General features: G+C 39.3%; 13 protein-coding genes and 1 riboswitch. Of the genes, 3 read left to right on the top strand and 10 right to left on the bottom strand.

Annotated features, from left to right (window positions below; genetic code table 11):
• Positions 1-40 precede the first annotated feature (40 nt).
• The 3 genes from F7732_RS18770 to F7732_RS18780 form a co-directional block, all read right to left on the bottom strand.
• Entirely contained in the window at positions 41-1495 is a 1455-nt protein-coding gene (locus tag F7732_RS18770; RefSeq protein WP_151575655.1) for a DHA2 family efflux MFS transporter permease subunit, read from the bottom strand.
• Between the two features lie 24 nt (positions 1496-1519).
• Positions 1520-2098, bottom strand: coding sequence for a TetR/AcrR family transcriptional regulator (locus F7732_RS18775; RefSeq protein WP_151575615.1), 579 nt, complete (start codon positions 2096-2098; stop codon positions 1520-1522).
• Between the two features lie 276 nt (positions 2099-2374).
• Positions 2375-2926 (bottom strand): GNAT family N-acetyltransferase, encoded by a 552-nt coding sequence (locus F7732_RS18780; RefSeq protein ID WP_240056686.1) that lies wholly within the window; start codon positions 2924-2926, stop codon positions 2375-2377.
• A gap of 180 nt (positions 2927-3106) precedes the next feature.
• Here F7732_RS18780 and F7732_RS18785 point away from each other — a divergent pair, with 180 nt between their 5' ends.
• Positions 3107-3529, top strand: coding sequence for an SRPBCC family protein (locus F7732_RS18785; RefSeq protein ID WP_151575616.1), 423 nt, complete (start codon positions 3107-3109; stop codon positions 3527-3529).
• A 66-nt stretch (positions 3530-3595) separates the two neighbouring features.
• Here F7732_RS18785 and abc-f read toward each other — a convergent pair whose 3' ends face one another.
• The 4 genes from abc-f to F7732_RS18800 all read right to left on the bottom strand — a co-directional run bounded on the left by abc-f (position 3596) and on the right by F7732_RS18800 (position 7070).
• On the bottom strand, positions 3596-5470 hold the full coding sequence (gene abc-f / locus F7732_RS18790; RefSeq protein WP_151575617.1) for a ribosomal protection-like ABC-F family protein: 1875 nt from the start codon (positions 5468-5470) through the stop codon (positions 3596-3598).
• Positions 5471-5616: 146 nt separating this feature from the next.
• Complete coding sequence (locus F7732_RS23300; protein ID WP_257298990.1) at positions 5617-5745, bottom strand: RAxF-45 family protein; 129 nt, start codon at positions 5743-5745, stop codon at positions 5617-5619.
• Between the two features lie 119 nt (positions 5746-5864).
• Positions 5865-6437: a GNAT family N-acetyltransferase gene (locus F7732_RS18795; RefSeq protein WP_151575618.1), complete on the bottom strand. Its 573-nt coding sequence runs from the start codon at positions 6435-6437 to the stop codon at positions 5865-5867.
• Between the two features lie 39 nt (positions 6438-6476).
• Complete coding sequence (locus F7732_RS18800; protein ID WP_151575619.1) at positions 6477-7070, bottom strand: TetR/AcrR family transcriptional regulator; 594 nt, start codon at positions 7068-7070, stop codon at positions 6477-6479.
• 123 nt (positions 7071-7193) lie between these two features.
• On the opposite strand from F7732_RS18800, the gene F7732_RS18805 reads away from it, so the two are divergent.
• Positions 7194-7730: a hypothetical protein gene (locus F7732_RS18805; protein ID WP_420837704.1), complete on the top strand. Its 537-nt coding sequence runs from the start codon at positions 7194-7196 to the stop codon at positions 7728-7730.
• A gap of 371 nt (positions 7731-8101) precedes the next feature.
• Here F7732_RS18805 and F7732_RS23150 read toward each other — a convergent pair whose 3' ends face one another.
• The gene (locus F7732_RS23150; RefSeq protein WP_240056687.1) at positions 8102-8569 is read right to left on the bottom strand and encodes a glycine zipper domain-containing protein; all 468 of its coding nucleotides are present in this window, start codon (positions 8567-8569) and stop codon (positions 8102-8104) included.
• 189 nt (positions 8570-8758) lie between these two features.
• Positions 8759-8909, top strand: a riboswitch (cyclic di-AMP (ydaO/yuaA leader).
• A gap of 117 nt (positions 8910-9026) precedes the next feature.
• Here F7732_RS23150 and F7732_RS18815 point away from each other — a divergent pair.
• On the top strand, positions 9027-10289 hold the full coding sequence (locus F7732_RS18815) for a cation:dicarboxylate symporter family transporter (RefSeq protein ID WP_151575621.1): 1263 nt from the start codon (positions 9027-9029) through the stop codon (positions 10287-10289).
• A gap of 176 nt (positions 10290-10465) precedes the next feature.
• Here the strand turns inward: F7732_RS18815 and F7732_RS18820 are convergent, their stop codons facing one another.
• Both F7732_RS18820 and F7732_RS18825 read right to left on the bottom strand, forming a co-directional pair.
• Positions 10466-11167 (bottom strand): LutC/YkgG family protein, encoded by a 702-nt coding sequence (locus tag F7732_RS18820; RefSeq protein WP_192913057.1) that lies wholly within the window; start codon positions 11165-11167, stop codon positions 10466-10468.
• Positions 11148-12590 (bottom strand): LutB/LldF family L-lactate oxidation iron-sulfur protein, encoded by a 1443-nt coding sequence (locus tag F7732_RS18825; RefSeq protein ID WP_151575623.1) that lies wholly within the window; start codon positions 12588-12590, stop codon positions 11148-11150. Before F7732_RS18825 ends, F7732_RS18820 begins: the two co-directional genes overlap by 20 nt.
• Positions 12591-12593: the final 3 nt, after the last annotated feature.

Here is a 12593-nt window from a genome sequence, read left to right on the forward strand (position 1 = left end):
ACAGCCCTGCTAGTTTAATAGCAAGGCTGTTGAAATTTTATTACATTTGATGTTCAACTTTAACACGTTTAACAAATAGTGAAATGATGAAACCGATGATCGCCATAATAATGGCAAAGATGAACGCGTCCTGAACTCCTGCAGTAAAGGCAAGAAGCTGATTGACAGGGTTAGCTGGATCTTCTACAGATGTCATAAACGACTCTTGACCAGAAGACATAATAGAAATGGCAACGGCCGTTCCTATCGCACCAGCAACTTGCTGCAATGTATTCATAATGGCTGTTCCATCAGGATAAAGCTCACGCGGCAGCTGATTTAAGCCGTTTGTTTGAGCTGGCATCATAATCATAGAGATTCCCACCATCGTAACGATGTGAAGACCAATAATAAAGCCTGAGCTGGTTTCCATTGTAATCGTTGAGAATCCAAACATAGCTCCTGCCAGAATTACAATCCCAATTTTCACCAGCCATTTTGGACCGAACTTATCAAATAAACCACCCATGACTGGAGACAAGATTCCATTAATGATTCCTCCTGGAAGAAGAAGCAATCCTGCTGCAAACGTCGTTAAAGCAAGAGATGTCTGTAAGTATAGCGGTAAAAGGATCATTGTTGATAACATAACCATCATACAAACAAGAATTAACAGCAATCCAATTGTAAACATTGGATATTTAAACGCTCGCAGATCAAGCATTGGCTTTTCCATCTTCGTTTGTCTGATTGAAAATAGAACTAAAGAAATGACCCCAACGATAATGGCAATGATAACCGTTGGACTTCCCCAGCCGCCGCCTTCACCAGCACTGCTGAATCCAAACACGATTCCTCCAAACCCAAGTGTTGATAGTAAAATAGAAAGAATATCAATTCTCGGTTTTGTAGGCACTGCAACATTCTGCATAAAGAATAAGCCAAAAATAAGAGCACCAATCAATAAAGGAAGTGAGAACCAGAAAATCCAATGCCAAGTTAAGTTATTAATAATAATACCTGAAATCGTTGGCCCTACTGCTGGAGCAAACATAATAACCAGACCAATAACACCCATAATACGGCCACGTCTATGCGGCGGTATAATTAAAAGCATCGTATTAAACATCAGCGGCAGCAATAAAGCTGTCCCGATTGCCTGAACGACACGGGCAATCATTAAAATAGCAAAAGTCGGTGCGATTGCTGCGATAAACGTCCCAATAATAGAAGCAATTAGTGACGTGATAAATAGCTGTCTTGTTGTAAACCACTGCATAATTAGCCCTGAAACTGGTACAAGTACACCTAAAGTCAATAAGTAGCCAGTTGTTAGCCACTGTGCAGTCGTTTCATGAATACCAAAATCATTAATTAAATTTGTTAAAGCCATATTTAACGCTGTTTCACTAAACAAGCCAATAAAACCTGCTACAACAAATGAGATGATGATCGGCACAACACGCAAATCACCAATATTGATCTCTCCCGTTTTCACTTGCTGTGTATTACCCATATCCATTCTGTTTCCCCCTATATGTCATTCTTGATTCATTGTTAACAGCAACGACAGCTGCTTTGCGATCCTCCGGATAGGACTCCCATTTTGATACGTGATCGACAAAATGCATGCCCCTTCTATCATTGCAGCTATGGTGATTCCTATCTCTTCTGCACTTTCTCTTTTAAATCCATACTGCATTAGGATCCCGGCATATAGAGTCTGAAAATCTTTGAAAACCATTTCACATGAATAACGAAGCCTCTCATGTGTAAACGCTGTTTCCGATGCAATTAATCCAATTGATAACCCATCTATACACTCTCTTGCATCAAAAATTGCTGCGACATTATCGAGATAATATTCAAATGCCTCTGCTGCTGAACTTTTTCCAGATAAGTCCTTCTCAGCTCCCTCCAATACAAGCTTTCTCATCATAGAAATGGCTTCAATGGCAATTTCTTCTTTGCCATTTGGAAAATGATAATAAATCGAGCCTTTTGGCGCACCACTTTCCTCTATAATCTGATTAAGCCCTGTTCCGTTATAACCTTGACGCTGAAATAAACGAGTAGCAGTTTGCAAGATGATATCCTTTGTATTCTGTTTACCCTTCATCCTTCATTCACCCCAAAAATATAGCAACCGGTCTAGAGTATGTTAACTAAATATTTTTATAGAGTCAATTCGAATGCTCGCTTATTTATAAAATCTTTACAATGGACATTTTCCTTGAACAAAATATTAAATGAGAGTAAGCAATGCAATGGAATGTTGATCTTTAGGGCAGAGATTAGAGGATTACAGCCGGTAGATGCATTAAGGAGCTGAATCGCATGACTGGCTTATAAATCTAACCTTGTCATACGATTCCAGTGTTTTATATTTTTTATTTTAAATATCCTGCTTTAGTAAAGAATATATGTATAAGTCATCAAATTTCCCGTTTGTATATTCATAGTTTCTCAACAGCCCCTCTTTTATAAAGCCTATTTTTTCTACCACTTTTTGCGAAGGCTGATTTGCTGGTTCAATTAGTGCTTCGATTCGATTGATGTTCAAATGATCAAACCCGTAATTGACGACTGCTTTGATTGCTTCTGCTGCTATTCCCTTGCCCCAATAGGCTTTACTTAGTTCAAAACCAATTTCTGTTCGAAAATGCTTTGGAACTCCATTATGAAAACCGCAGCTTCCAATAATAATATCTTCTTCCTTTAAGGTAATGCCCCACCTCATACCGGTCTGTTGATCTTGTATGGATTGATACCAAGCGATCTCATCTAACGCATCGTCTACTGATGTAAAGGGTAATAATCCGTAATATTTCATAACATCCTCATCAGAAAGATAAACTAAAATACTGTTCGCATCCTCTGCTGTTATTTTCCTTAATCTTAATCTTGGTGTTTCTATTATTGGGAAATGCTCAGCACTGATTTTCACGGCAAAATCTCCTTTTTCAATGTATGATTTTCCTTTCTAGTTTAACATTATAAAGTTAGCTTCAGTTTATTAATTTAAGACAATTTTTAATAGTTAAAATATAAATAATCACTTATAATAATCAATAGATTAGCACCAAGTTTTTGCGGCAAAATTAAAATATTTTGAAGGAGCTAAAACATGCAAATCTCTAACAAAGTTACTGTTGAAACAGCTGTTCATGCACCAATTGAAAAAGTTTGGAAGTATTGGACAGAACCAGACCATATTAAAAACTGGAATAGTGCCTCTGATGATTGGCACACTCCATTTGCCGAAAACGACCTTCGAGCTGGAGGGAGCTTTGTTTCCAGAATGGAAGCAAAGGATGGAAGCGCTGGCTTCGACATGGGCGGAGTTTATGATGAAGTGGTATTACATGAACGAATCTCCTATACAATGGGTGATGGCAGAACGGTTCAAATTCAATTTAAGGAAAACGGAAACGAAACCGAGATTGTTGAAACCTTTGATGCCGAGAGCACTCATCCAGTTGAATTTCAGCAGCAAGGCTGGCAGGCCATTTTAGATAACTTTAAAAACTATGCTGAAAACAGCAACTAATTCTCTATAGAAAAAGACTCAATCACCAGATTGAGTCTTTTATTTTTGATCCAATATCGAATCATTCTAGCCAATCAATTGTTCGTAGAGTTCCTCCCACTGCTGCTCAAGCTTTTCCTTCTCTGCAAACAATTGCTGCAGAAGTTCTAAATCCTCAACTTCTGCCAGCCGTTCTTCTAGCCCAGAAATTTTCTTCTCTACTTCTTCTAACACCTCTTCTAGATTATTGACCCTTATATCCTTCTGTTTAGGTGATTTTTGCCTGGGTGGAACAGTTTTCTCTTTCTCTATCGCTACTTGCTGAAGATGACTTCTTTTTTCAATCATTTTCTGCTTAGCCCATTGATAATTCCCGTCAAAGCCATGAACCTCCTGTGATTCAATCCAATAAACCTTATCAAACAATTTATTTAAGAAATAACGGTCATGAGAAACGGCTAGAATTGTTCCTTTATATTTCTCCAAAGAGTCTTCCAGCACTTCTCGTGATTCGATATCAAGATGATTTGTTGGTTCATCCAAAACAAGGACATTCGTATCCTGGTACATCAGCTGAGCTAAACGAAGTCTCATTCGCTCTCCCCCGCTCAACTGGGAAACCTTGCGGAAAACCATATGACCATAAAATAAAAATCCTGCTAATATCTGTCTCGCCTCACCTTCTGTCACTCTTACCTCGTTGCGGAATACATCCATAACGGTTTCATCTGCAATGTCAGAAAAAATATGCTGTGACAGATAACCAAATTTCACACTGCTGCCAATTTTCACTTCTCCTGCATCTGCTTCCATTTGGCCAAGAATCATCTTAATCAAAGTAGATTTCCCTGTTCCATTTTCACCAATAATAGCCGTTCGATCCTGATATGAGATCTGTAAATTGACATGATTAAAAAGCAATTGACCTCCAAATGTTTTCGATACCTCTTTCAGACTGATTACATCCTTCCCGCTGCGATCAGAAGAGTCCATATCAAGGTTCATTTTTTTGCGATTTAACACTGGCCGGTTCAGTTTTTCCATTCTTTCCAATGCTCTTTCCATATTCCTCGCCCGCTTGTGGAGACCTTCATTTGGAGGATTTGCACGGTTTGCCCACTCTCTTAGCCGTTTAATCGCTTCTTTCATCTTCTTTATTTTCTTTTGCTGTTCTTCATAAGCGTGAAATTCCTGCAGCAGCCGTTCTTCCTTCTTCACTATATAATCAGAAAAGTTTGTTGGATAAGACTGAATCTCTCCATCTTCTAAATCTAGGATTTTATTAACTACTTCATCTAGAAAATATCGGTCATGAGAGACCACCACAATCGTTCCGCTATAGTTCTTCAGAAAATGCCCCAGCCATTCCACTGCCATTAAATCCAAATGATTAGTCGGTTCATCTAAAATTAAAAAGTCCGGCTTTTGAAGCAGCATCAGTGCTAAACCAACCTTTGTTTTTTCTCCTCCGCTCAAGGAAGCGAAAGGCTTCTCCTGCAGATGTAAAATCTGAAGGCCATGGATGATTTTATCAATGTTCGCTTCTATTTCGTATCCACCTTCCAACATAAACTCATCCTGCAGCTGGCCGTAATCTAGGATAAGTTTTTCCAGCCTTTCGCTGTTTGCAGGATCACTCATATGAACCTCCAGCTCTTTCATTCTTTCTTCTATTTGTAAGAGAGTTGAGAAGGCTGTCTTTAATACTTCCTTCGCTGTTAATTCCTTTGGAAAATCAGGGATTTGTGCCAAGTATCCTATTTGAGAACCTTTTCTCCAATGGATCTGTCCATGATCGGGGGTCTCTTCACCAGATAATAATTTTAATAATGTCGTCTTCCCGCTTCCATTTCTGCCAACTAAGCCGACCCGTTCCTGATCGTGAATTTCAATTGATATATGTTCAAAAATGACGCTTCCGCCATACATTTTGCTAACTCCATTTACACTGCATGCAATCATCCTATTTCCTCCTTAAATAACAAAAAAACCATGGGAACAGAAAACACCCATGGATCTCAGAAAAATTTTTAAACAGAAAAAAGAGGAGCATGAAACGCCCCTCTTTTGCCAGTTATATATAGTGGGTTAGAGATGTTTTCACTGTTTTAGCTTGCTATTAAGTTGTTAAAATTGGACAGACGTGTCCCGTTAACAACTTCAACAGCAAATTTTGCACGGTTAAAATACAAAAACTCATTCCAAAAACCGCACACTAAAACAGCTTGATTCAACATCCTTCCCACCTCCGTTCAAATAGAATTATCACTATTATAATAAATCCTAATTATTTTTTCAAACTTTTCTCTAAATTAATATCGACAAAATGCGAGGTATTTCGGGGTATTTCGGGGCGTCACAGTGACCGGTCAGACTGGCCAGACCGTTCTGACCATCGTTCCCTGCTCAACACCATATTCAAGGAATCAATCCATTCTCCTTCAAATTCCAGATCGTTTCGATCGATACTTTCCAGTACAAATCCAGCCTTTTCGTACACTTTCTTTGCTCTCGGATTAAAATCAAATACACTTAAGGTAACTTGATTTAAATTTGTATTTTGGAACACATAATCAATCAATAATTGAGTGGCTTCAGATCCCAGTCCACGGTTTCTCCCTCTGGGACCGATCAGAATCCTAAAATTCATACTATGATCCTTATCATTATATAAATTGATAACTGCTTCCCCTACTGCTATATTTAGAGACTTGTCCACAATGGCAAGATCAAGCCGGTCCTTCTGCTCATTTCTAGTGCTATACCACTCTATGACTGCTTCTCTGTCGTAATCCGCACTGCTCCCTGTCAGCTTTAAAACTTCAGGGTCCTTTAGACACTCTTCAATAGATGGAAAGTCATCGAGACTAAACGGCCGTAAGATGACTGTCTCACCTATAATAGTTGGTTTTATACTCAAATCCACCACACGAATCACTCCTGTATAATCACATCATTTTAAAATAGATTATTGCTCCTCTACCCAAATCGAATTTAAATGATACACAAATAACTCATACATTCTTTCTTGGTTCATTCGTTCCTTTTCCATTAAAGCATGTATGGCAACTCCATCAACTAATGCATACAACCGTTCAATTTCCAGATCGATATTTAAGTCTTTACGCAGCAGTTTTAACTGGTCCATTGATCGAATAAGCTTGGCCATTCCCTGATAAATCCCATCATGTGAAAGATCCATAGTCACTTGTTTATGTCTTGCGTAGCTTATAAACGTAAACCACACTTCCATTTCAGCCAGTGTTTCGGGATTTGTAGGGACAAGCTGCATCAGGATTTGCAATATCATCTCTTTTGGAGGCAGTTCTTTTACAGCTATTTTTTCTATTCGCTCTGTCGCACGTTCCATAACAAGCTTCATCGCAAATTCAAGCAGCTCATCTTGAGTTGAGAAATAGTGACGTAATGCCCCTAATGAGAGCCCTGCTTCTTTTGCTATATTGCGGACTGTCGCTCCTTCCATTCCCTGTTCAAGAATTACCCTCCATGACGCTTCAGCAATTTGTTTTTTTCTTAGATTATGATCAACTATTTTTGGCATAGTTTTATTTTATCATAATTTTTTTATAATACGATTGTATTATTTAAAATCAGATGTTATAATCTTTTTAAATAATACAACTGTATTAAAAAGGAGCTGGACCATTTGAGTATAGTTGGCTGGATGATTATCTTTTGTGAAGTGATGTTTTGGGTCGTCATCTTATTAGGTTTAGTGACCCGGTATATTTTCAAGAGAAAAAGTCTTGGGTTGTTTTTATTAGCATTAACTCCCGTTATTGATGTTATCTTGTTACTTACAGCTGGCTTCGATTTGTATCAGGGTGAATCCGCTACATTAGCACATGCCATTGCAGCCGTATATATAGGAGTTTCCCTTTCATTTGGAAAAAGCATGATTGCATGGGCGGATCAGCGCTTTCAATATTACGTAACAAAGCAAGGAGAAAAGCCAAGAAAACGCTATGGAATGGATTATGCAAAGCATTACTTTAAAAGCTGGGGCAGACATCTGTTAGCCTATATTATTGGTGTGGGAATATTAGTGGGATTGATCTTTTGGATTGGTGACCCAGCAAGAACAGAAGCCTTAATGGGGATAACCAGAATTTGGTCGCTTGCTTTGGCAATTGATCTGGTCATCTCAATTACCTTTTTTATTTGGCCTCCAAAACCAAAGGGGATTTCTTCATCAATTTAGCAACATCCTGACAATGGTTCGATCAAATGTATTCGCCTTTAGCATAATGAAGGTTATTTTCGACCACATAAGGACATGGCTAAAGCGGCTATGAATATTCTGGCCACAATTGAGTTACCTAGCGCTTTAAATTAAACGGAATTTTTCCGCCTATTTGCAGGATATAAATCTTTTCGAAGAATTTAAGGGGAGGTTTTCCGGTTATTTAAAGGAAAACCTTACATTTTCATGTATTTTAGGGCAATAGGCGGAATTTCTCCGTCTTTTTAAGCTTTTTTTAATGATATTTACTTTATAGACGGAATTTCTCCGTTTATTTATTAGAATGGGTATTTTTAGTTAATTTAATCTCTTTACCGCCCATATTCTATTTACAGTACTTTCCCTTTTTTCTTAGCATCAGCATCTAATCCTGACCCAATCGCAACACCCATTGCCATACCGATTGGCATTCCCAGCGGCATATTATCAAATAAAAGGAATCCTAGAACAAAGCCTATGCTTATACCGAGGGCCAAATATATACCAATATAGTATCCCTTGGGAACTAGTTGATGTTTTTTCATTAAATGTGAAGTGATATTTGCTGTCATTTGTCTATGAACCTTTATTTCTTGTGGTGTAAGCTCCTCCGTTTTTACCTGATTCACCATCTGTAAAAGATGACTTTCTAATTCATCAAAATTCTGGCGGCATTCTTCACAGTCTGCTGAGAATTGTGCCAATCGATGAATGATCCGGCTGCATTTATCTAATTCCAGCTTTGCTGCTGTTTTTTCACCAACTTTATTTTTAAGTTCTTTAAGAACAGCCTGGAGTTTGATCACTCTCTCCTCCATATATGATAACCTCCTTCGTTACTCTTAATATTGTACAATCCACTGATGGCATTTAAAAATATAATCACTTATCTCTTCTACGAACTGCATGAAGAATTGGTCTCACTTTTTCCTTAAAAACCGCCATCTTCTTTACATGTCCCATTTCTTTCTATTTACAAAAATTATATTCAAATAATATAATAGATCACATGTCAGTTGCTTAATCTTAACTTTAAGAGCGGGGGACCCAATTTTTACAGCGGAATTTCCGCTTGGGGTGAATCCATTAAGGAAGGGCTTGCTGTTTCCCTTAGTCCTAACCCGAAAGCTAACCTCGTAAGCATTTAAGGAAACAAATGAGAATATGAAAAAACATGAATTGATACCTTCTGTCAATTCTATTTTTATTTCAAAATATCATTGTTTTCCTTGCCTAACACAAGTTTATAACAAACAAAAGAAGGTAGGGTAATGAATGAAAAAGTTTAAATTAAGTTTAGCAAGTCAAATTTTTATTGGTCTCGTTTTGGGTATTATTGTTGGCGGGATTTTTTATGGCAGTGAAACTGCTCAAAGTATTCTGCAGCCAATGGGCGATCTATTTATCCGTTTAATCAAAATGATTGTTGTCCCAATTGTTCTCTCAACGATCATTGTTGCGATAGCTGGTGTTGGAGATATTAAATCCGTTGGTAAGCTTGGCGGTAAGTCTTTAGCCTATTTTATTGGTATGACGCTGGTTGCGATAGCCGTGGGCCTAGTCTCCGCTAATGTATTCCAGCCTGGTGCAGGTTTAAACATGGAAACTCTGCAGCAAAGTGATATTTCAAACTATGTTGAAACGAATGAAGCGCAAGAGGGTAAATCCATTGCAGATACGCTTCTTCATATAGTGCCCACAAATCCGGTACAAGCAATGGTTGAAGGAGATATGCTGGCCATCATCTTTTTTGCTGTAGTATTTGGCCTTGGTATTGCCGCTGTAGGGGATATCGGGAAACCAGTACTAAGATTTTTCGAGGGTACAGCAAAAGCAATGTTTTATGTGACGAACCTCTTTATGAAATACGCTCCAATTGGCGTGTTTGCTTTAATTGGTGTAACCATTTCTAAGTACGGTTTTTCATCCTTAATTCCATTAGGAAAGTTAGCTATCACCGTTTATGGCACCATGATCTTTTTTGTCATTGTCATCTTAGGATTAACGGCCAAACTTGTTGGATTTAGTATTTTTAAATTATTGAAGATGATAAAAGGTGAATTATTACTTGCCTTTTCAACCGCAAGTTCAGAAACAGTGCTTCCTAGGATTATGGAAAAGATGGAGCAGGCAGGAAGCCCAAAACACATTGCCTCTTTTGTAATTCCTACAGGCTATTCTTTTAACCTGGATGGGTCCGTTTTATATCAGGCAATTGCTTCTTTATTTATTGCACAGATGTTTGGCATCGAGCTAAGCATTGTACAGCAAATTACGTTAATGCTCGTTTTAATGGTTACTTCTAAAGGAATGGCGGGTGTACCAGGCGTATCTTTTGTCGTATTACTTGCCACATTCAGTACAATTGGATTGCCGCCTGAAGGCTTAGCATTTATTGCTGGTATTGATCGTATCCTTGACATGGGACGTACAGCAGTAAATGTGGTTGGGAACTCTTTGGCCGCCATTGTGATCGCTAAATGGGAAGGTCAATTCAACCCTCCGGCAGAGGCAGAAGAGGTTGTAAAAGCTTCTTAATGCTACAGGGAAAGGGACAAGTAACATCTTTTATAAAACTTGAACAGCAAAAAGGACAAGATTTTTCTTGTCCTTTTTGTGTTGCGTTTCTTTCTTTGTTCGTCGAGATTCGACAAATACCGGGGCGTCACTGTGACGAGCCTGCACGAGCACGCACAAGCCTGCACCGCAGCAGCTCAATCCACTACAATATAAGTCGCCTTCACAGGTCCATGAACCCCAACAATCAGATTCATTTCAATATCAGCACTATTGCTCGGACCCGTAATAAAGCTAACATAGGATGGTACATCTTCACCCTGTTTCTGCATATTGTGGATATGTGCAGCAGCTTGTGTCATTCTGGCTACAAGCGTGCTTTTCGGAATAATCGCAATAAATGTTTTAGGCAGCAGGCTGATTGAGCGACCATTATCCTTATGATTGAACAATGTCACGGTACCAGACTCAGCTAAAGTAACGTCACTAAATACTAGCCCAACATCCGCAGATTCAGCTATCTCCTGATTTTTCTTACCCAAAGCTGGATTCCAAACATGAACATCAAGTTCGTTCTCTGCCGCTTTAAAAAATTCATCGATCCCATATTCTTCATGCCGAGTATCATTTGACATAACAATAGACTTTCCAGCGAATTCGGCTATGGTTTCTTTGAGAACGCTAACTAATCCTTTGCGGTCTGTTCGCTTAAAATCCGTATGGATGACTCTGCAATGTTCAGCTAAAATCTCCACTAATTGATCTTGCGTTTTATCTTTAAAGACCTCATATTGAGGTGTTACACTCCACTCTGGACGCTCAACCCCTTCAATGCGGCGTTCCCTTCCAAGTGTAGCAGCCAGCTTATCTAAAAATGCCTCACGATTCTTTATTGCCATTTGACTCACCATCTTTCTGCCTTTGCTTAAACCAGGCACGGAACGATTGACCCTGCGGAACACTAAAATTGCGCACGTCAGTCCATTCTTTCAATGGACCGGGTCCATTTTCAATCTCTTCATCCTTCACCCATGGTCCAAGAGCAGGCTTGGCGAGCTTTGCACTTAGATTATAAAGTGATGGATGGCTGGACCATTGTTCAAATCCTTTCATCATAAGCTTTTCGGCCATTGGTGCCTTTTTTTCTCTTTCGACAATGATTTGACGGTGGCGAACCAAATGTTCATGAAGCGGTATTTTCACGGGGCAAGCCTCTGTACATGCTGCACATAGTGTAGATGCGTACGGCAGCTCCTTATGATCGTCATACCCTTCTAAAAGCGGAGTGATGACTGCACCGATTGGCCCAGGATAAATGGAATTATAAGCATGGCCGCCAATATGCCGATAAACAGGGCATGCATTAATGCATGCTGCACAGCGAATACAATGAAGCGCAGATTGAAATTCCGTCCCAAGTATTTTTGAACGGCCGTTGTCAACAACAACCAAGTGAAACTCTTCTGGTCCATCTACTTCTTCAGGCCCTTTGGCACCTGTAATGGCAGTGATATAACTCGTTAGCTTTTGACCAACAGCAGCTCGAGTTAATAAACTGACAAGAACCTCCATCTCTTCCCAGGTTGGGACAATCCTTTCCATTCCCATCACTGTAATCACTGTATCCGGCAGACTCGTTACCATTTCGGCATTTCCCTCATTGGTAACTAATGTGATTGAACCAGATTCGGCAATGGCAAAGTTACAGCCTGTAATGCCCACATCAGCTGCAAGAAAATCCTGACGGAGCTGTTCTCTTGCAAATGCAGCCAGCTCTTCTGGAGTATCTGATCCCTGATACCCCTTTTTCTTGGAAAATGTTTCGCGAATTTGCTGCTTATTTTTATGCAGGGCAGGAGTTACAATGTGTGAAGGAGGATCTTCGTCTAATTGTAAAATCCACTCTCCTAAATCGGATTCAACGACTTCAGCTCCTGCTTCTTCAAGCGCCTTATTTAAACCAATTTCTTCTGTGACCATTGACTTGGCTTTAACTACTTTTTTGGCCTCTTTGTTTTTAATGATATTTTTTACATACTCATTTGCTTCTTCAGCTGTCTGTGCAAAGAAGACATTGCCGCCGCGTCTTGCCACTTGCTCACTTAATTGATGCAAATAGAAATCAAGATTCTCCATTGTATGTGAGCGAATTTCAGATCCCAGCTGACGCCAGTCCTCCCAGTTCCCTAATGCCTCTGCCTGAGTCAGTCTGCCATTCCGAAATCTTCCTTGTGCGGAGGATACGGCTTGCCTCATGAAGTCATCCTTAATTCCTTTTTGAATTCGTTCTTTGTATGGAATCTCGCCAATTTTGACGCTCATGTA

This window comes from Bacillus mesophilum, assembly GCF_008923265.1.
In the GTDB taxonomy this organism is placed as follows: Bacteria; Bacillota; Bacilli; order Bacillales; family Cytobacillaceae; genus Cytobacillus; species Cytobacillus mesophilum.

What these genes read in the sequence shown, in the direction of transcription:
- F7732_RS18770 (WP_151575655.1), bottom strand. Translation starts at nt 1,495, where the DNA reads ATGGGTAATACACAGCAAGTGAAAACGGGAGAGATCAATATTGGTGAT.
- F7732_RS18775 (WP_151575615.1), bottom strand. Translation starts at nt 2,098, where the DNA reads ATGAAGGGTAAACAGAATACAAAGGATATCATCTTGCAAACTGCTACT.
- F7732_RS18785 (WP_151575616.1), top strand. Translation starts at nt 3,107, where the DNA reads ATGCAAATCTCTAACAAAGTTACTGTTGAAACAGCTGTTCATGCACCA.
- abc-f (WP_151575617.1), bottom strand. Translation starts at nt 5,470, where the DNA reads ATGATTGCATGCAGTGTAAATGGAGTTAGCAAAATGTATGGCGGAAGC.
- F7732_RS23300 (WP_257298990.1), bottom strand. Translation starts at nt 5,745, where the DNA reads ATGTTGAATCAAGCTGTTTTAGTGTGCGGTTTTTGGAATGAGTTTTTG.
- F7732_RS18800 (WP_151575619.1), bottom strand. Translation starts at nt 7,070, where the DNA reads ATGCCAAAAATAGTTGATCATAATCTAAGAAAAAAACAAATTGCTGAA.
- F7732_RS18805 (WP_420837704.1), top strand. Translation starts at nt 7,194, where the DNA reads ATGATTATCTTTTGTGAAGTGATGTTTTGGGTCGTCATCTTATTAGGT.
- F7732_RS23150 (WP_240056687.1), bottom strand. Translation starts at nt 8,569, where the DNA reads ATGGAGGAGAGAGTGATCAAACTCCAGGCTGTTCTTAAAGAACTTAAA.
- F7732_RS18815 (WP_151575621.1), top strand. Translation starts at nt 9,027, where the DNA reads ATGAAAAAGTTTAAATTAAGTTTAGCAAGTCAAATTTTTATTGGTCTC.
- F7732_RS18820 (WP_192913057.1), bottom strand. Translation starts at nt 11,167, where the DNA reads ATGGCAATAAAGAATCGTGAGGCATTTTTAGATAAGCTGGCTGCTACA.
- F7732_RS18825 (WP_151575623.1), bottom strand. Translation starts at nt 12,590, where the DNA reads ATGAGCGTCAAAATTGGCGAGATTCCATACAAAGAACGAATTCAAAAA.